Raw genomic sequence first — 16,976 nt, forward strand, 5'->3', positions numbered from 1 at the left:
ATTGCGGGGAAAGCATGACTCAACTAAAAAAACTCTTCACCTTATCCAACCAGGACTGCTCCTGCGGACTGTGCCGCGAGCCGCCCTCGTGGACTGAGCGGTCGAACTGGCGCAGCAGTTCCTTCTGGGCTTCGGTCAGCTTGACCGGGGTCTCGACGTTGACGTGCACGTAGAGGTCGCCCGGCGTGCCGGAGCGCACGCCCTTGATGCCCTTGCCGCGCAGGCGGAAGGTGCGGCCGGTCTGCGTGCCTTCGGGGACCGGGAAGCTGGCCTTGCCGTTCAGCGTCGGCACTTCGAGGTCACCGCCCAGTGCGGCGGTGGCGTACGAGATCGGCATCTGGCAATGCAGATCGTCGCCGTCGCGCTCGAACACCGGGTGCGGCTTGATATGGACTTCGACATAGAGGTCGCCCGGAGGCCCGCCGTTGATGCCGGGTTCGCCGTTGCCGGTCGAGCGGATCCGCATGCCTTCGTCGATGCCGGCCGGGATCTTGACCTCGAGGGTCTTCTGCGTCTTGATCTTGCCCTGGCCGTGGCATTTGACACACGGCTTGGGGATGTACTTGCCGGTGCCGTGGCACTTGGGGCAAGTCTGCTGCATCGTGAAGAAGCCCTGCGACACGCGGACCTGTCCGATGCCTTTACACGTGGGGCAGGTCTCGACGTGCGAGCCGGGCTCGGCGCCGTTGCCGTGGCAGTGGTCGCAGTCGTCCCAGTGCGGCACGCGGATCTGCGCCTCGTGCCCGTGCGCGGCCTGCTCGAGCGTGATCTCCATGCTGTAGCGCAGGTCGGCGCCGCGATAGACCTGCGGACCGCCGCGTTGCCGCCCGCCGGCCGCCTGGCCGAAGATGTCGCCAAAGATATCGCCGAAGGCCTCGGCGAAGCCGCCGTAGCCCTGGGCACCGCCGAAGCCGCCCGCCATGTTCGGGTCCACGCCCGCGTGGCCGTACTGATCGTAGGCCGCCTTCTTTTCGGGATCGGAGAGCATCTCGTAGGCCTCCTTGGCCTCCTTGAATTTCTCCTCCGCATCCTTGCTGTCGGGATTGCGGTCCGGGTGGTACTTCATCGCGAGCTTGCGATACGCCTTCTTGATGTCGTCGTCGCTCGCGTTCTTGCCCACCCCGAGCACTTCGTAGTAGTCACGTTTTGCCATGGTGGCTCAAACCCTGATTGGCCGGCCGGTGCGCACATGCGCGCCGGCCGACGAATAGCAAAAAGCCGAGCGGGGAAATCCGACGGCGCCGGCCCGCAGGTCCGCGCTTGGTCCGATATCCGCCGCCCGGCGTCGGGACAGGCATGGCGCCGGCGCAAGGCCCGCGCCATCCCATGTCCGTCGCATTACTTCTTGTCGTTGACTTCCTTGAACTCGGCATCCACGACGTTGTCGTCCTGCGGCTGCGCTTCGTGCGCCCCGCCAGCCGCGCCAGCGCCGGCAGCAGCACCGGCGGCGCCGGTTTCGCCGGCCTTGGCCTGCATGTCGGCGTAGACCTTCTCACCGAGCTTCTGGCTGACCTCGGACAGCGCCGCGACCTTGGCGTCGATCTCGGTCTTGTCGCCGCCGCGTGCGGCGTCTTCCAGTTCCTTGATCGCAGCCTCGATCTTTTCCTTCTCGCCCGACTCCAGCTTGTCGCCGTACTCGGTCAGCGCCTTGCGGGTCGAGTGCACCAGTGCGTCGGCCTGGTTGCGCGCGTCGGCCAGTTCACGGGCCTTGCGGTCTTCCTCGGCGTTGGCCTCGGCGTCCTTGACCATGCGCTGGATCTCTTCTTCCGACAGGCCCGAGTTCGCCTTGATCGTGATCCGGTTTTCCTTGCCGGTCGCCTTGTCCTTGGCGCCGACGTGCAGGATGCCGTTGGCGTCGATGTCGAACGACACCTCGATCTGCGGCATGCCGCGCGGCGCCGGCGCGATGCCTTCCAGGTTGAACTCGCCCAGCAGCTTGTTGCCGCTGGCCATCTCGCGCTCGCCCTGGTAGACCTTGATGGTCACCGCCGGCTGGTTGTCGTCGGCCGTCGAGAACACCTGTGCATGCTTGGTCGGGATCGTGGTGTTCTTGCTGATCATCTTGGTCATCACGCCGCCCAGCGTCTCGATGCCCAGCGACAGCGGGGTCACGTCGAGCAGCAGCACGTCCTTGCGGTCGCCGGACAGCACCGAGCCCTGGATCGCGGCGCCGACGGCAACGGCTTCATCCGGGTTCACGTCCTTGCGCGCCTCACGGCCGAAGAACTCGCGCACCTGCTCCTGCACCTTGGGCATGCGGGTCATGCCGCCGACCAGGATCACGTCGTCGATGTCGCTGACCTTGACGCCCGCGTCCTTGATCGCGATGCGGCACGGTTCGATGGTGCGCGTGATCAGTTCCTCGACCAGCGCTTCGAACTTGGCGCGCGTGATCTTCAGGTTCAAGTGCTTCGGACCCGAGGCATCGGCGGTGATGTACGGCAGATTGATTTCGGTCTGCTGCGAGCTCGACAGTTCGATCTTGGCCTTCTCGGCGGCTTCCTTCAGGCGCTGCAGTGCGAGCACGTCCTTGGAGAGGTCGACGCCCTGCTCCTTCTTGAACTCGGCAATGATGTAGTCGATCAGGCGCTGATCGAAATCCTCGCCGCCCAGGAAGGTGTCGCCGTTGGTCGACAGCACCTCGAACTGCTTCTCGCCGTCAACGTCCGCGATCTCGATGATCGAGATGTCGAAGGTACCGCCACCGAGGTCATACACCGCGATCTTGCGGTCGCCCTTCTCGTTCTTGTCCATGCCGAAGGCCAGCGCAGCCGCGGTCGGCTCGTTGATGATGCGCTTGACCTCCAGGCCGGCGATGCGGCCCGCGTCCTTGGTGGCCTGGCGCTGCGCGTCGTTGAAGTACGCCGGCACGGTGATGACCGCTTCGGTCACCGGCTCGCCCAGGTAGTCCTCGGCGGTCTTCTTCATCTTGCGCAGCACTTCGGCGGAAACTTGCGGCGGGGCCAGCTTCTGATCGCGCACCGACACCCAGGCGTCGCCGTTGTCGGCCTTGACGATCGAGTACGGCATCAGGCCGATGTCCTTCTGGACTTCCTTTTCCTCGAACTTGCGGCCGATCAGCCGTTTGACGGCGTACAGGGTGTTGCGGGGATTGGTCACTGCCTGGCGCTTGGCGGGGGCGCCGACCAGGATCTCGCCGTCTTCCATGTAGGCGATGACCGAGGGGGTGGTACGCGCCCCTTCCGAGTTCTCGATCACCTTGGGCGTGTTGCCCTCCATGATCGCGACGCAGCTGTTGGTGGTACCGAGGTCGATACCGATGATCTTACCCATTTATTCTCTCCTCTTGAGCCATCGCTATCCGCGCGGCCTCAACTCAACCTGAGGCCGAAGTGTGGCCGGCCGGCACCTTTTCAAGGGCGGAACCGGCAAATCCGAGTAATTTTGTTGGTTTTTAGGGCGCCAGGCTTGGCAGAAACCCGTGGCACCGCCGGAGGCGAGAATCCGCCCCAACCGTCACTTATGTCAAATCAATTCTTGCGGCCGCGTTGCCATTGCACGTCGGTCTGCCCGCCGGCCCGGTTCGCCACGCGGGCCAGCACGAACAGCAGGTCGGACAGGCGGTTCAGATACTGGCGGGGCGCCTCGTTGACCGCTTCCACGGCGCCCAGTGCGACCAGCGCCCGCTCGGCGCGCCGGCAGACGGTGCGGCAGACATGGGCCAGCGCCGCCGCGCGGGTGCCGCCCGGCAGGATGAATTCGGCCAGCCGCGGCAGATCGGCGTTGTAGTGCGCCAGCCAGTCGTCGAGCTGGGCGACCTGCTCGGGCTTGACCAGGGTGTAACCGGGGATCGACAGCTCCCCGCCCAGATCGAACAGGTCGTGCTGGATATGCAGCAGCGCGGCGCGGATGTCGTCGGGCAACGCCTCGGTCAGCAACACGCCGAGCTGCGCGTTCAGTTCGTCCACCTCGCCGATCGCGGCGATGCGCAGGCTGTCCTTGCCGGTACGGCTGCCGTCGCCCAGTCCGGTGGTGCCCGCATCGCCGGTACGGGTGGCGATCCGGCTCAATCGATTGCCCATGGCAGTTCTCCCTGTCGATCCCGCATTATGGCGCGGCATGCACGCGGCGTAGAATAACGGGATCCGCAACACCGGGCCGCGCACGCCGCGCGGCCGCACCGAGACACCGGGTAGCGGCTCGCCGGGTCGCCGTAAAGGCCCACCGCCGGGGAACACCCGAACAGAGCGCAGCCCGCCCAAGCCCCGCCGGAGACCAGCATGAACCATCCCACGCCCCACGCCGCCCTGACCCGCCGTCCGCTGCCGCCGGAAGTGGCCGACGCCCTGCAGGCGCGCTTCGGCGATCGCTTCACCACCTCGGCCGGCGTGCGCGAGCACCACGGCCGCGACGAGTCGCCGTTTCCGCCGGCCGCGCCCGATGCGGTGGTGTTCGCCCACAGCACCGAGGAAGTGGCCGAGGTGGCCAGGCTGTGCAACGCGCATGGCGTGCCGCTGATTCCCTACGGCGCGGGCTCGTCGCTGGAGGGACATCTGCTGGCGGTCGCGGGCGGCATCAGCCTGGACCTGTCGCAGATGAACCAGGTGATCGCGGTCCAGCCGGAGGACCTGACCGTCACCGTGCAGCCCGGCGTCACCCGCAAGCAGCTGAACCAGGAAATCAAGGACACCGGCCTGTTCTTTCCGATCGACCCGGGCGCCGACGCCTCGCTGGGCGGCATGTGCGCGACGCGGGCGTCGGGGACCAACGCCGTGCGCTACGGCACCATGCGCGAGAACGTGCTGGCGCTGACCGTGGTGACCGCCGACGGCCGCGTGATCAAGACCGGCACCCACGCCCGCAAGTCGTCGGCCGGCTACGACCTGACCCGGCTGTTCGTCGGCAGCGAAGGGACGCTCGGCATCATCACCGAGATCACGGTGCGGCTGTACCCGCAGCCCGAGGCGATCTCGGCCGCGGTCTGCGCCTTCCCGGACATGGGCAGCGCGGTGCGGGCCGTGATCGACACCATCCAGCTCGGCGTGCCGGTGGCGCGCGTCGAATTCGTCGACGCGCTGGCGATCCGCGCGATCAACCGTCACGACCGCCTGACGCTGCCCGAAAGCCCCCATCTGTTCTTCGAATTCCACGGTACCGAGGCCGGCGTGCGCGAGCAGGCCGAGACCGTGCAGCAGATCACCGCCGAGCATGGCGGCCAGGGCTTCGAATGGGCGACGCGGCCGGAAGACCGCAGCCGGCTGTGGAATGCCCGCCATACCGCCTACTTCGCGATGCTGCAGCTCAAGCCCGGCTGCCGGGCAGTGACCACCGACGTCTGCGTGCCGATCTCGCGGCTGGCCGACTGCGTGGTCGAGACCGAGCGCGACCTGATCGCCTCGGGCCTGCCCTGCCCGATCGTCGGCCATGTCGGCGACGGCAATTTCCACGTGGCGATCCTGACCGATCCCGACAAGCCCGAAGAACTGGAACAGGCCGAGGCACTGAACGCGGCAATCGTCTCGCGTGCGCTCGCCATGGGCGGCACCTGCACCGGCGAGCACGGCGTCGGCCTGCACAAGATCGACTTCCTGATCAGCGAGCATGGCGAGGACGCGCTGGACGTGATGCGCGCGATCAAGCGGGCGCTGGACCCGAACGGCATCCTGAACCCGGGCAAGATCTTCCGCCCGAACCGCTGAGCCGATCCCCATGGCCGCGCTGTTCAACCGCATCCCGCCGCTCCATCTGCTGATCGCCTTCGAGGCGGCGTCGCGGCTGGGCAGCTTCGCCCGCGCCGCCGAGGAGCTGTCGGTGACGCCCAGCGCGGTGTCGCACCGGATCAAGAATCTCGAAGAGCTGTGGGGCGAGGACCTGTTCGTGCGCGCCAACACCGCGCTGCGGCTGACGGCGGCCGGCACGCGCTATCTGCGCAATGTCCAGGACGCCCTCAAGTCGCTGAACGAGCTGGCGCGCCCCGAGTACAACAAGATGCGCACCCGGCTGCGGGTCGCGACGCCGCCGACCTTCGGCCGCCAGCATCTGGTGCCGCGGCTGCCCGAGTTCGGGGCGCTCTATCCGCATATCGACCTGGAACTGCAGCTGGCGATCCCTTTTCTCGACGTGAAGGCCGAGGACGCCGACGTGGAGGTCCGCTATGGCACCGGGCGCTATCCGGACCTGAAGACCACGCGGCTGCTGGTCGAGCCGGTGTTTCCGGCCTGCGGGCGCGAGTACTATGAACGAATCGACGGACGCTCGATCACGCGCCCCGAGCACCTGGCCAATCTGGTGCTGCTGCGCAGTCCGCTGGAGCCATGGAAGCCGTGGTTCGAGACCGCCGGCCTCGATTGGCCCGAGCCGCAGAGCGGCCCCCAGTTCAACGACATCGGCTTCATGCTGGAGGCGGTCGCCTCGAACCAGGGCGTGGCGCTGGTGCGCCAGCGCATGGCACGGCACTGGCTGTCGCTGGGCCAGATGGTGCGGCTGCTCGATATCGAATCGGAGTCGCCGCATGGCTACTACATCGTCGAGCGCGAACAGGCGCCGCTCAAGCCCGAGGCCCGCTACTTCGTCGACTGGCTGCTCAGCCTGGAGTGGTAAGGCGGCCCGGCCGGCGCAGCAACCACCTTGTCGCGGCATGAGCATTTTTGATCGGCGCGGCGCGCCGAATTCACGTGCGGCGGCGGCTGCGCGGCCATCGGCTGCGCTATAGTCTGCCGTCCCCGCCTCGCCTGCGCCGCCAGGGCCGCGAGGCCATACAGGAGTCGCCATGAACGCCCCGCAAGACGCTGCCATCCCAGCGGCCTCCTCGGCCGCGCTGGCCGCCGCGCTGTCGCCCGAGCAGACCGCCGAGCTGTTGCGCGAACTCGCGCGCATCCTTCCCGAGCCGGCGCTGCTGACGCGTCCCGAAGACACCGTGCCCTATGAATGCGACGGCCTGGCGGCCTATCGCCAGGTGCCGCTCGCGGTCGTGCTTCCCGATACTGAGGACCAAGTGATCGCGATCCTGCGGCTGTGCCACCGGCTGCGCGTGCCCGTGGTGCCGCGCGGCGCCGGCACCAGCCTGTCGGGCGGCGCGATGCCGATCGCCAGCGGCGTGGTGCTGTCGCTGGCCAAGTTCAAGCGCATCGTGTCGATCGATCCGCTGTCACGCACCGCGGTGGTCCAGCCGGGCGTGCGCAACCTGGCGATTTCCGAAGCCGCCGCGCCGTACGGCCTGTACTACGCGCCCGATCCCTCGTCCCAGATCGCCTGCACCATCGGCGGCAACGTCGCCGAGAATTCGGGCGGCGTGCATTGCCTCAAATACGGTTTGACCGTCCATAACGTGCTGCGCGTGCGCGCCATCACCATGGAAGGCGACGTGGTCGAGTTCGGCAGCGCGGCGCCCGACGCGCCCGGCCTGGATCTTCTGGCCGTGCTGATCGGCTCGGAAGGCATGCTGGCGGTCACCACCGAGGTCACCGTCAAGCTGGTGCCGCGGCCGCAGCTGGCGCAGGTCATCATGGCCAGCTTCGACGACGTCGAGAAAGGCGGCAACGCAGTCGCCGACGTGATCGCCGCCGGCATCATCCCGGCCGGGCTGGAGATGATGGACAAGCCGGCGACCGCCGCGGTCGAGGAATTCGTCCATGCTGGCTACGACCTCGATGCCGCCGCGATCCTGCTGTGCGAGTCCGATGGCACGCCCGAGGAAGTGGCCGAGGAAATCGAACGGATGAGCGAGGTGCTGCGCGCCTCCGGCGCGACCCGAATCGCGGTGTCGCAGAGCGAGCCGGAGCGCCTGCGCTTCTGGAGCGGCCGCAAGAACGCCTTTCCCGCCGCGGGCCGGATCTCGCCCGACTACTATTGCATGGACGGCACCATCCCGCGCAAGCACATCGGCACGCTGCTCAAGCGCATCGAGCAGATGGAGCTCAAGTACGGCCTGCGCTGCATCAACGTGTTCCATGCCGGCGACGGCAACATGCATCCGCTGATCCTGTTCGATGGCGCGGACCATGACGAATGGCAGCGCGCCGAGCTGTTCGGCGCCGACATCCTGGAGACCTGCGTGGAGCTCGGCGGCACCGTGACCGGCGAGCACGGCGTCGGCGTCGAGAAGCTCAATTCGATGTGCGTACAGTTCGCGCCGGAGGAGCGCGAGGCGTTCCTGCGCGTGAAGGCGGCCTTCGACCCGGCCCGGCTGCTCAATCCGGACAAGGCCATTCCGACGCTGGCGCGCTGCGCCGAATACGGCAAGATGCACGTGCGCCGCGGCGTGCTGCCGCATCCGGACCTGCCCCGCTTCTGAGCAAAGCCCGCACGCCGATGGCCAACTACCGCCAAGCTCCCCGCAACGACGGCCCCCGCCAGGCGCAGCGCGACGATCCGCGCCGCCGCCAGGAAGCGTATGTGCGCCAGTATCTGGGCAAGCCGGACACCGGCTGGCGCCAGCGTTGGTACACCATCATCTTCGAGGCCGATACGCGCGAGGGCCGGCAGTTCGATGTCGCGCTGCTGCTCGCCATCGTCGCCAGCGTGCTGGTGGTGATGTTCGACAGCGTGCCGGCGATCCACGCGCGGCTCGGTGTGGGCTTCACCGTGCTCGAGTGGATGTTCACGCTGCTGTTCACCGCCGAATACGTGATGCGGATCCTGGTGGTACGGCGGCGCCTGCGCTATGTGTTCAGCTTCTTCGGCATCATCGACTTCATCTCGATCATGCCGACCTGGCTGGCCTTCTTCATGCCCGAGCTGGCCTTCCTGATCGACGTGCGCCTGCTGCGGCTGCTGCGGGTGTTCCGGATCCTGAAGCTGACGGTCTACTTCGAAGAGGCGCAGATCCTCTACCGCGCACTGGCCAACAGCCGGCGCAAGATCTCGGTCTTCCTCGGCACCGTTTTCATCATCACCGTGATCCTCGGCACCGTGATGTATGTGGTCGAGGGGCCCGAGAACGGCTTCGTCAGCATTCCGCGCAGCATGTACTGGGCAGTCGTGACGCTGACCACCACCGGCTACGGCGACATGGTGCCGAAGACCGCCGTGGGGCAGTTCATCACCTCGCTGACGATCCTGCTCGGCTACGGCATCATCGCCTTCCCGACCGGCATCGTCGGCGCGGAACTCGCCGCCAGCATCATCCGCCGCCCGCTGACGACGCGCACCTGCGTGCATTGCCTGACCGAGGGGCACGACCCCGACGCCTCCTATTGCAAGCATTGCGGCAAGAAGCTGCCGCCGTATCAGGTCGAGGTCGGCGACAACGCCTGACGCTGCGCGACGACGAACGACCGGACAAGAGAACCAGAGCGCCCGCCGGCGCGGCCGCGTGCCGCGCGCAGGGCGCCCCGAACCACAGAAAGCCAGAACCCCAGCCATCCCTGCCAACGCCATGCAAGACAAGCTCGACGCCTTCCGCGATGCCATCCGGCACGCCGCCGCCAGCCGTACGCCGCTGCGCTTCACCGGCGGCGGCAGCAAGGACTTCTACGGCCAGCCGCCCGAGGGCGAGGTGCTGGACACGCGCGGCCACGCCGGCATCGTCGACTACGACCCCGCCGAGCTGGTGATGACCGCGCGCTGCGGCACGCCGCTGGCCGAGATCGAGGCGACGCTGGCCGAACGGCGCCAGATGCTGGCCTTCGAGCCGCCGCACTTCGCCGGCGCCGACGGCGTCAGCCGCGCGACGCTGGGCGGCGCGGTCGCGGCCGGCCTGTCCGGCCCGCGCCGGCAGTCGGTCGGCGCGCTGCGCGATTTCGTGCTCGGTGTGCAGATGATGGATGGCCGCGGCGATACGCTGCAGTTCGGCGGCCAGGTGATGAAGAACGTCGCGGGCTACGATGTCTCTCGGCTGATCGCCGGGTCGCTCGGCACGCTCGGCCTGATTCTCGAAGTCTCGCTGAAGGTGCTGCCGGTGCCGTTCGACGACGCCACGCTGCGCTTCGAACTGAGCGAGGCCGAGGCGCTCGAGCGCCTCAACGATTGGGGCGGACAGCCGCTGCCGATCGCGGCGTCGGTCTGGCACGACGGCGTGCTGCATGTCCGGCTGTCGGGCGCATCGGCGGCACTGCGCGCGGCCCGTGAGCGCCTCGGCGGAGAAGCGATCGAACAAGGCGACGCGCAGGCCCTGTGGCAGGCGCTGCGCGAGCAGACCCATCCGTTCTTCGCGCCGTGCCACGCCGGCGCGCCGCTGTGGCGTCTGGCGGTGCCGACCACGGCGGCACCGCTGGCCCTGCCTCCGGCGGCGGGCGGCACGCAGCTGATCGAATGGGGCGGCGGCCAGCGCTGGTGGATCCCCGCGCAGCCGGTGCCCGCCGCGCAGGTGCGGGCGATCGCGCAGGCCGCAGGCGGGCACGCGACGCTGTTCCGCAACGGTGACAAGTCCGAGGGTGTGTTTACGCCGCAGTCGGCGCCGCTGATGGCGATCCATGCGCGGCTGAAGGCGGCCTTCGATCCGGCCGGCATCTTCAATCCGGGGCGGCTGTACCCGGACCTTTGAATCCGCGCCCCTCCCCGATTCGCTAGACAAACGCCCCGGCAAGTCCCCACGACAAACACAGGCGACAAGCCAGACGACAAGCCAAACGACAAGCCGGCGCGACAACCACTCTGGTCCCAATCATGCAAACGACCCTGGCCGATTTCCTCCGCGACACGCCCGATGGCGAAGAAGCCAAGTCCATCGTCGGCAAGTGCGTGCACTGCGGCTTCTGTACCGCGACCTGCCCGACCTACCAGCTGCTCGGCGACGAGCTAGACGGACCGCGCGGGCGCATCTATCTGATGAAGCAGGTGCTGGAGGGCAACCCCGTCACCGAAAGCACGCGCCTGCATCTGGACCGCTGCCTGACCTGCCGCAACTGCGAATCGACCTGCCCGTCCGGCGTGACCTACGGCCGGCTGGTCGACATCGGCCGCCAGGTCGTCGACGAGCGGCTGGCCGAGCAGGGCCTGCATCGCCCGGCGCGCCAGCGCATCGCGCGCTGGGTGCTGCGCGAAGGGCTGACGCGTCCTCGCCTGTTCGGCGCCGCGATGCGCATGGGGCAGCTGGTGCGCCCGCTGCTGCCCGAGGTGCTGCGCAACAAGGTGCCGGTCGCCGCGCCGGCCGGCGCATGGCCGCAGCGCGAGCATGCGCGCAAGATGCTGCTGCTGGCCGGCTGCGTGCAGCCGTCGATGTCGCCCGACATCAATGCCGCGACTGCGCGCGTGTTCGATCGTCTCGGCGTGCAGATGGTGGTCGCGCCCGAGGCCGGTTGTTGCGGGGCAATCCGCTATCACAATGGCGACCATCCGGGCGGCCTCGACAATATGCGCCGCAATATCGATGCATGGTGGCCGCATGTCGAAGCGGGCGCCGAGGCGATCGTGATGAACGCGTCGGGCTGCGGCGTGATGGTCAAGGAGTACGGCCATCTGTTGCGCCACGACCCGAAGTACGCCGAACGCGCGGCGCGCATCTCGGCGCTGACGCGCGACGTTTCCGAGCTGCTGCCGGCGTTCGCCGAACCGCTGAAGGGGCTGGCCGAGGCCGCGCCGCCGCCCGAGCAGCGGGTCGCGTGGCACCCGCCCTGCACGCTTCAGCACGGCCAGCAGATCCGCGGCAAGGTAGAGGCGCTCTTGACCGCACTCGGCGTGGAGGTCAAACTCTGCGCTGACAGCCACCTGTGCTGCGGCTCGGCGGGCACCTATTCGGTGCTGCAGCCGGACCTGGCCTATCGCCTGCGCGACGACAAGCTCGCGAAACTGCAGGTCACGCAGCCGGACACCATCGTGTCCGCCAATATCGGCTGCATCACCCATCTGCAAAGCGGCACGCAGACGCCGGTGCTGCACTGGATCGAACTGGTGGATCGCATGCTCGGTTGACGGTGCGCGGGGGCTGCCGCCGGCGGAATCGCGGTGATTCCGCCTGGCCGACCAACCTGCCCCTCGCATGCTCCAGACGCTTGCCATCCTGCTGGTATTCCAATCCGTGGGCGAGGTGTTCAGCTACGCGCTGCGCCTGCCCGTGCCCGGTCCCGTGATCGGCATGATCCTGCTGTTCTGCTGGCTCGCGATCGACGATCGCCTGCTGGCGATCATCCAGGGCACCACTGCCGAGCTGCTCAAGCATCTGTCGCTGCTGTTCGTGCCGGCCGGCGTCGGCATCATGGTGCACGGCAGCCGCATCGGCGGCGAATGGATGCCGATCATCGTCGCGCTGGTGCTGTCGACCTGGCTGGCCATCGCCACCACGGCGCTGGTCACGCGCGCGCTGATGCGCAAACCCCCGTCCTCCCCCACCGGCCCCGCTGGGGACCCTGCCGCAACCGGCGCGGGAGAGACGCGATGACGCCGCGCCTGAACGAGATCTGGGTCTATCTGGCCGCCAGCCCGCTGCTCGGGCTGACCGCGACGCTGCTGGCCTATGTGTTCGCCTTTCGCATCTACGAACGCGCGCGTTTTTCGCCGCTCGCCAATCCCGTGATGATCTCGGTGGCGCTGCTGGTCGCGGTGCTGACCGTGACCGGCACGCCGTATCAGACCTATTTCGACGGCGCGCAGTTCGTGCACTTCCTGCTGGGACCGGCCACGGTGGCGCTGGCTGTGCCGCTGTACCAGCAGTTGCCGAAGCTGCGCGCACACGTGCTGCCGCTGCTGGGCGGGCTGCTGGCGGGCTCGCTGGTCGCGGTGGTGTCGGCGGTCGGCATCGCCTGGCTGCTGGGCGCCTCGCCGGAGGTGGTGCGCTCGCTGGCGCCAAAGTCGGTGACCATTCCGATCGCGATGGGCGTGGCCGAGAAGATCGGCGGCCTGCCGTCGCTGACCGCCGTGCTGGTGATGGGCACCGGCATCATCGGCGCGATCAGCGCGACCAAGATCCTGAACCTGCTCGGCATGCGCGACTACAGCGTGCGGGGCTTCGCCACCGGGCTGGCGGCGCACGGCATCGGCACCGCACGGGCCTTCCAGGTCAACCAGGAGGCCGGCGCCTTCGCCGCGCTCGGCATGGGCCTGAACGGCGTGCTGACCGCGGTGCTGGTGCCCTTGCTGGCGACGTGGATGCCGCGCTGATGCAGGACTGAGCGCCGCGCGCCGGCCGGTGCCGCTTCAGCGCGCCGGCTCGGCCAGCAGCGTCTCGATATCGGCCTCGATGTCCTCGGGCCTGGTGGTCGGCGCATAGCGCTTGAACACCGTGCCGTCGCGGCGCAGCAGGAACTTGGTGAAATTCCACTTGATCGCCTCGATGCCCAGCAGGCCGGGTTTCTGCGCGGTCAGCCAGCGATACAGCGGATGCGCGTTGGCGCCGTTGACGTCGATCTTGGCGAACATCGGAAAGCTGACCTGGAAGCGCGATTCGCAGAACTGGCCGATTTGCTGCGCATCGCCGGGCTCCTGCTTGCCGAACTGGTTGCACGGAAAGCCGAGCACCGCGAAACCCCGCCCCGCATGACGCTCATGCAGCTTCTGCAGGCCGGCGTATTGGGGCGTGAAGCCGCATTCGCTGGCGGTATTGACGATCAGCAGCACCTTGCCCTCGAACTGCGAGAGCGACACCGGTTGGCCGGCCAGCGATTCGGCGGTGAACTGGTAGACGTTGTCCATGGCGTGTTCCTGTCGGCGAAGGGGTTGGGGAGCAAACACTATAATGGCCTACCCCTTGTTGCCAACCGTTTCTTTTGATGTTTGCCGAACCATGTCGGTCATAGCCGCGAATCTGCAAGCCGTGCGCCGGCGCCTTGCCGCCGCCGAACTCCAGGCGGGCCGATCTGCCGGCGAGGTCTCGCTGCTGGCGGTGTCCAAGACCTTTCCCCCCACGGCGGTACGCGAGGCCTTCGACGCCGGCCAGCGGGCCTTCGGCGAGAACTACGTGCAGGAAGGCCTGGACAAGATTGCCGCGCTGGCATCGCTGCGCGAGCAGCTGTCGTGGCACTTCATCGGTCCCCTGCAAAGCAACAAGACGCGCGCGGTGGCCGAGCACTTCGACTGGGTGCATTCGGTCGACCGGCTGCGCATCGCCGAGCGGCTGTCGGCGCAACGCCCGGCCTCGATGGGACCGCTGCAGGTCTGCATCCAGGTCAATATCAGCGGCGAGGCCAGCAAGAGCGGCGTGGCGCCGGCCGACGTGCTGCCCCTCGCACGGGCCATCGCGCCGCTGCCCAATCTGCATCTGCGCGGGCTGATGGCGATTCCCGAACCTGCGGACGATATCGCGGCGCAGCGCCGGCCCCTTGCCGCGCTGCGCGCGCTGCTGGCCACGCTGCGCGAGGACGGGCTGGCGGTCGACACGCTGTCGATGGGCATGTCCGGCGACCTCGAAGCGGCGGTGGCCGAAGGCGCGACCATCGTGCGCGTCGGCACCGCGATCTTCGGTGCCCGCCCGCGCCCGGCATGAAGCAGGCCGTTCAAGTTCCGACTGTTCGATTCCCGACTCACAGCGAGACCCACCCATGCTCACCACTCTGACCTTCGGCTTCGTCGGCGGCGGCAATCTGGCCACCGCCCTGATCGGCGGCCTGATCGCGCGCGGCGTGCCGCCTACGTCGATCCGAGTCGCGGACCCGTACGCGCCGGCGCGCGAACGGCTGGCCCGCGAGCAGCGCGTGCATACCGTCGAGGCGCCCGATGTCGAACTGGCCGGCAGCGATGTGATCGTGATGGCGACCAAGCCGCAGCAGTTCCGCGAGGCGGCCGAACAGCTGCTGCCGCATCTGCGCACCGCCGGCAGCCATAGCCTGGTGATCAGCGTGGCCGCCGGCATCCGCCTGCAGGACATCCAACGCTGGCTCGGCGGTCATGCGCGGGTGGTGCGCTCGATGCCGAACACCCCGGCGCTGGCCGGCAAGGGCATGACCGGCTTGAGCGCGCCGGCCAGCCTGTCGGCGGAGGACCGCGCCATCGCCACCGCGCTGGCCGAGGCAGTCGGCCAATGCGTGTGGCTGGACAACGATGCGCAAATGGACGCGGTCACCGCAGTCTCGGGCAGCGGCCCGGCCTATGTGTTCTACGTGATCGAAGCGATGGAGCGCGCCGCCACCGAGCTGGGCCTGAGCGCCGCGCAGGGCCGCCAGCTGGCGATCGAGACGTTCCGCGGCGCGGCCGCGCTGGCGGCGCAATCGAGCGAGCCGGTGTCGACGTTGCGCGAGCGCGTGACGTCGAAGGGCGGCACCACCTACGCGGCGTTGACGGTGCTGGAGCAGTCCGGGGTCGGCGACGCCTTCGTCAAGGCAGTGCATGCCGCCGCGGCGCGCGGCGCGGCAATGGGCGAGGAGTTCGGCAAGGAAGGCTGATATCGCTGTCGTCCCCGCGCAGGCGGGGGTCCAGCGGCGTGGAAAGTCGCCGGGTTCCCGCCTGCACGGGAACGACAAGCGCTACCGCAGCGCGTACGCCAGCGCAGTGCCGGCAAACACCCAGGCGCCGAGCCAGTTGTTGTGGCGGAACGCCGCGAAGCACTGCATGCGGTCGCGCGCGCGGATCAGCGTGTAGTGGTACAGCGCCGTAACGGCGGCCGCCGCCAGGCCGAGCCAGTACGGCCAGCCCAGCCCGAGCATGCTGCCCGCCACCGCCATCAGCGCCAGGAAGCCGGCGTAGCAGATCATGATCGCCGCCACGTCGAAGCGGCCGAACGTGATCGCCGAGGTCTTCATGCCGATCAGCAGGTCGTCGTCGCGGTCGACCATCGCATAGGCGGTGTCGTAGGCGACCGACCAGAACACATTGGCCAGCAGCATCAGCCAGGCCACCGGCGGCACCTGCTGTTGCACGGCGGCGAAGGCCATCGGGATGCCGAAGCCGAACGCGATGCCAAGGTACGCCTGCGGAATCGCGAAAAAGCGCTTGAAGAAGGGATAGGTCGCGGCGACGATCACCGCCACCACCGACAGCCATTTGGTCAGCGCGTTCAGCGGCAGGATCAGCAGGAAGGCAAGCACGGCCAGCGTGCCGGCCACCGCCAGCGCCTCCCAGGGCTGGATGCGCCCCGCCGTCAGCGGTCGTTCGCGGGTGCGCTTCACGTGCCTGTCGAAGTCGCGGTCGGCCCAGTCGTTCATCGCGCAGCCCGCCGAGCGCATCAGGAAGGTGCCGACCACGAAGATCCAGAAGATCGGCCATGGCGGCGGCCCGCCGGCGGCCATCCACAGCGCCCACAAGGTCGGCCACAGCAACAGCAGCGTGCCGATCGGCTTGTCGATGCGCACCAGGCGTGCGTACAGGGCGAGACGTTCGAGCATCGGGGTCGGTCGGTGGGGGCGGGACAGCGGCACGGCGGGCGGCGGAGCAAGCGGGATCGAGAGATCAGGGGACCAGAAGAGGAGGCCGAGGGGGTACGAGTCGTGTGGCTCGATTGCCTCTGGCGAGGCGCCCCCCCTGCGAGGCCGTCGACAACGCGCCGCCGCACACGCGGCGGCACATCGTCACGACGCCAGTCCGCTCAGGCGAGCATCGAACGCAGCATCCATGCGGTCTTTTCGTGCGTCTGCATGCGCTGGGTCAGCAGGTCGGCGGACGGCTCGTCGGCGGCGGCCTCGACCAGCGGGAAGATCGAGCGCGCGGTACGGACCACGGCCTCCTGGCCTTCGACCAGCTTGCGGATCATCTCGGTGGCCTCGGGCACGCCCTCTTCTTCCTGGATCGACGACAGCCGCGCGTATTCCTTGTAGGTGCCCGGTGCCGGATAGCCCAGCGCGCGGATGCGTTCGGCGATCGAGTCCACGGCCAGCGCCAGTTCGTTGTACTGCGTCTCGAACATCAGATGCAGCGTGTTGAACATCGGGCCGGTGACGTTCCAGTGGAAATTGTGCGTCTTCAGATAAAGCGTGTAGGTGTCCGCCAGCAGCTTGGACAGGCCCTCGGCGATCTTCTTGCGGTCCTTGTCCGAAATCCCGATGTTCACGCTCATCTCGTTCTTCTTCGCCATGATCGATACGCTCCGTTCTGATGTGGCCACGACTAACTGCGGAAAAAATGCGATGGGGGCCGCCAGCGTATTCGCCAGCGGCCCCGGCTTCGCATTATGGCATCCCAACGGGAGCGCGGACAAACCCGCGCCACCCGTT

Annotated in this window: 16 protein-coding genes; 10 read left to right on the plus strand and 6 right to left on the minus strand. The window is 68.1% G+C overall.

The window, feature by feature from the left end; all coding sequences use genetic code 11:
* Positions 1 to 19: 19 nt before the first annotated feature.
* From dnaJ to HTY53_RS01055, 3 genes are all read right to left on the minus strand, one after another.
* A complete protein-coding gene (gene dnaJ / locus HTY53_RS01045) occupies positions 20 to 1,153 on the minus strand; it encodes a molecular chaperone DnaJ (RefSeq protein WP_006575623.1) in 1,134 nt (377 codons plus the stop codon).
* A gap of 185 nt (positions 1,154 to 1,338) precedes the next feature.
* A complete protein-coding gene (dnaK, locus tag HTY53_RS01050; protein WP_174104531.1) occupies positions 1,339 to 3,294 on the minus strand; it encodes a molecular chaperone DnaK in 1,956 nt (651 codons plus the stop codon).
* Positions 3,295 to 3,491: 197 nt separating this feature from the next.
* Positions 3,492 to 4,043, minus strand: a complete 552-nt coding sequence (locus HTY53_RS01055) for a cob(I)yrinic acid a,c-diamide adenosyltransferase (protein ID WP_053822473.1) — start codon at positions 4,041 to 4,043, stop codon at positions 3,492 to 3,494.
* Between the two features lie 198 nt (positions 4,044 to 4,241).
* On the opposite strand from HTY53_RS01055, the gene HTY53_RS01060 reads away from it, so the two are divergent.
* From HTY53_RS01060 to HTY53_RS01095, 8 genes are all read left to right on the plus strand, one after another.
* The gene (locus tag HTY53_RS01060) at positions 4,242 to 5,660 is read left to right on the plus strand and encodes an FAD-binding oxidoreductase (RefSeq protein WP_174104532.1); all 1,419 of its coding nucleotides are present in this window, start codon (positions 4,242 to 4,244) and stop codon (positions 5,658 to 5,660) included.
* A 10-nt stretch (positions 5,661 to 5,670) separates the two neighbouring features.
* Complete coding sequence (locus tag HTY53_RS01065; RefSeq protein ID WP_174104533.1) at positions 5,671 to 6,561, plus strand: LysR substrate-binding domain-containing protein; 891 nt, start codon at positions 5,671 to 5,673, stop codon at positions 6,559 to 6,561.
* Between the two features lie 169 nt (positions 6,562 to 6,730).
* Complete coding sequence (locus tag HTY53_RS01070; RefSeq protein ID WP_174104534.1) at positions 6,731 to 8,254, plus strand: FAD-linked oxidase C-terminal domain-containing protein; 1,524 nt, start codon at positions 6,731 to 6,733, stop codon at positions 8,252 to 8,254.
* Positions 8,255 to 8,271: 17 nt separating this feature from the next.
* Positions 8,272 to 9,216 (plus strand): ion transporter, encoded by a 945-nt coding sequence (locus HTY53_RS01075; RefSeq protein ID WP_174104535.1) that lies wholly within the window; start codon positions 8,272 to 8,274, stop codon positions 9,214 to 9,216.
* Between the two features lie 121 nt (positions 9,217 to 9,337).
* Entirely contained in the window at positions 9,338 to 10,444 is a 1,107-nt protein-coding gene (gene glcE, locus HTY53_RS01080) for a glycolate oxidase subunit GlcE (protein WP_174104536.1), read from the plus strand.
* Between the two features lie 122 nt (positions 10,445 to 10,566).
* A complete protein-coding gene (gene glcF, locus HTY53_RS01085) occupies positions 10,567 to 11,811 on the plus strand; it encodes a glycolate oxidase subunit GlcF (RefSeq protein WP_174104537.1) in 1,245 nt (414 codons plus the stop codon).
* Positions 11,812 to 11,878: 67 nt separating this feature from the next.
* Positions 11,879 to 12,277: a CidA/LrgA family protein gene (locus HTY53_RS01090; protein ID WP_174104538.1), complete on the plus strand. Its 399-nt coding sequence runs from the start codon at positions 11,879 to 11,881 to the stop codon at positions 12,275 to 12,277.
* Entirely contained in the window at positions 12,274 to 12,996 is a 723-nt protein-coding gene (locus tag HTY53_RS01095) for an LrgB family protein (protein ID WP_006578593.1), read from the plus strand. Before HTY53_RS01090 ends, HTY53_RS01095 begins: the two co-directional genes overlap by 4 nt.
* A 36-nt stretch (positions 12,997 to 13,032) precedes the next feature.
* Here HTY53_RS01095 and HTY53_RS01100 read toward each other — a convergent pair whose 3' ends face one another.
* Positions 13,033 to 13,527 carry a glutathione peroxidase gene (locus HTY53_RS01100; RefSeq protein ID WP_174104539.1) on the minus strand — a complete coding sequence of 165 codons (495 nt, stop codon included), beginning with the start codon at positions 13,525 to 13,527 and terminating at the stop codon, positions 13,033 to 13,035.
* A 91-nt stretch (positions 13,528 to 13,618) separates the two neighbouring features.
* Here HTY53_RS01100 and HTY53_RS01105 point away from each other — a divergent pair, with 91 nt between their 5' ends.
* Positions 13,619 to 14,317, plus strand: coding sequence for a YggS family pyridoxal phosphate-dependent enzyme (locus HTY53_RS01105; protein WP_174104540.1), 699 nt, complete (start codon positions 13,619 to 13,621; stop codon positions 14,315 to 14,317).
* Positions 14,318 to 14,372: 55 nt separating this feature from the next.
* Positions 14,373 to 15,212 carry a pyrroline-5-carboxylate reductase gene (proC, locus tag HTY53_RS01110; RefSeq protein WP_174104541.1) on the plus strand — a complete coding sequence of 280 codons (840 nt, stop codon included), beginning with the start codon at positions 14,373 to 14,375 and terminating at the stop codon, positions 15,210 to 15,212.
* Between the two features lie 81 nt (positions 15,213 to 15,293).
* Here proC and ubiA read toward each other — a convergent pair whose 3' ends face one another.
* Together ubiA and HTY53_RS01120 are read right to left on the minus strand one after the other, a co-directional pair.
* On the minus strand, positions 15,294 to 16,151 hold the full coding sequence (gene ubiA / locus HTY53_RS01115; protein ID WP_174104542.1) for a 4-hydroxybenzoate octaprenyltransferase: 858 nt from the start codon (positions 16,149 to 16,151) through the stop codon (positions 15,294 to 15,296).
* 200 nt (positions 16,152 to 16,351) lie between these two features.
* On the minus strand, positions 16,352 to 16,837 hold the full coding sequence (locus HTY53_RS01120; RefSeq protein ID WP_006577618.1) for a Dps family protein: 486 nt from the start codon (positions 16,835 to 16,837) through the stop codon (positions 16,352 to 16,354).
* Positions 16,838 to 16,976 lie beyond the last annotated feature (139 nt).

This window comes from Cupriavidus gilardii (genome assembly GCF_013314895.1).
Taxonomy (GTDB): domain Bacteria; phylum Pseudomonadota; class Gammaproteobacteria; order Burkholderiales; family Burkholderiaceae; genus Cupriavidus; species Cupriavidus gilardii_C.

Excerpts from the sequence above, each read along its gene's own strand:
- dnaJ (WP_006575623.1), bottom strand. The coding sequence starts at position 1,153 with ATGGCAAAACGTGACTACTACGAAGTGCTCGGGGTGGGCAAGAACGCG.
- dnaK (WP_174104531.1), bottom strand. The coding sequence starts at position 3,294 with ATGGGTAAGATCATCGGTATCGACCTCGGTACCACCAACAGCTGCGTC.
- HTY53_RS01055 (WP_053822473.1), bottom strand. The coding sequence starts at position 4,043 with ATGGGCAATCGATTGAGCCGGATCGCCACCCGTACCGGCGATGCGGGC.
- HTY53_RS01060 (WP_174104532.1), top strand. The coding sequence starts at position 4,242 with ATGAACCATCCCACGCCCCACGCCGCCCTGACCCGCCGTCCGCTGCCG.
- HTY53_RS01065 (WP_174104533.1), top strand. The coding sequence starts at position 5,671 with ATGGCCGCGCTGTTCAACCGCATCCCGCCGCTCCATCTGCTGATCGCC.
- HTY53_RS01070 (WP_174104534.1), top strand. The coding sequence starts at position 6,731 with ATGAACGCCCCGCAAGACGCTGCCATCCCAGCGGCCTCCTCGGCCGCG.
- HTY53_RS01075 (WP_174104535.1), top strand. The coding sequence starts at position 8,272 with ATGGCCAACTACCGCCAAGCTCCCCGCAACGACGGCCCCCGCCAGGCG.
- glcE (WP_174104536.1), top strand. The coding sequence starts at position 9,338 with ATGCAAGACAAGCTCGACGCCTTCCGCGATGCCATCCGGCACGCCGCC.
- glcF (WP_174104537.1), top strand. The coding sequence starts at position 10,567 with ATGCAAACGACCCTGGCCGATTTCCTCCGCGACACGCCCGATGGCGAA.
- HTY53_RS01090 (WP_174104538.1), top strand. The coding sequence starts at position 11,879 with ATGCTCCAGACGCTTGCCATCCTGCTGGTATTCCAATCCGTGGGCGAG.
- HTY53_RS01095 (WP_006578593.1), top strand. The coding sequence starts at position 12,274 with ATGACGCCGCGCCTGAACGAGATCTGGGTCTATCTGGCCGCCAGCCCG.
- HTY53_RS01100 (WP_174104539.1), bottom strand. The coding sequence starts at position 13,527 with ATGGACAACGTCTACCAGTTCACCGCCGAATCGCTGGCCGGCCAACCG.
- HTY53_RS01105 (WP_174104540.1), top strand. The coding sequence starts at position 13,619 with ATGTCGGTCATAGCCGCGAATCTGCAAGCCGTGCGCCGGCGCCTTGCC.
- proC (WP_174104541.1), top strand. The coding sequence starts at position 14,373 with ATGCTCACCACTCTGACCTTCGGCTTCGTCGGCGGCGGCAATCTGGCC.
- ubiA (WP_174104542.1), bottom strand. The coding sequence starts at position 16,151 with ATGCTCGAACGTCTCGCCCTGTACGCACGCCTGGTGCGCATCGACAAG.
- HTY53_RS01120 (WP_006577618.1), bottom strand. The coding sequence starts at position 16,837 with ATGGCGAAGAAGAACGAGATGAGCGTGAACATCGGGATTTCGGACAAG.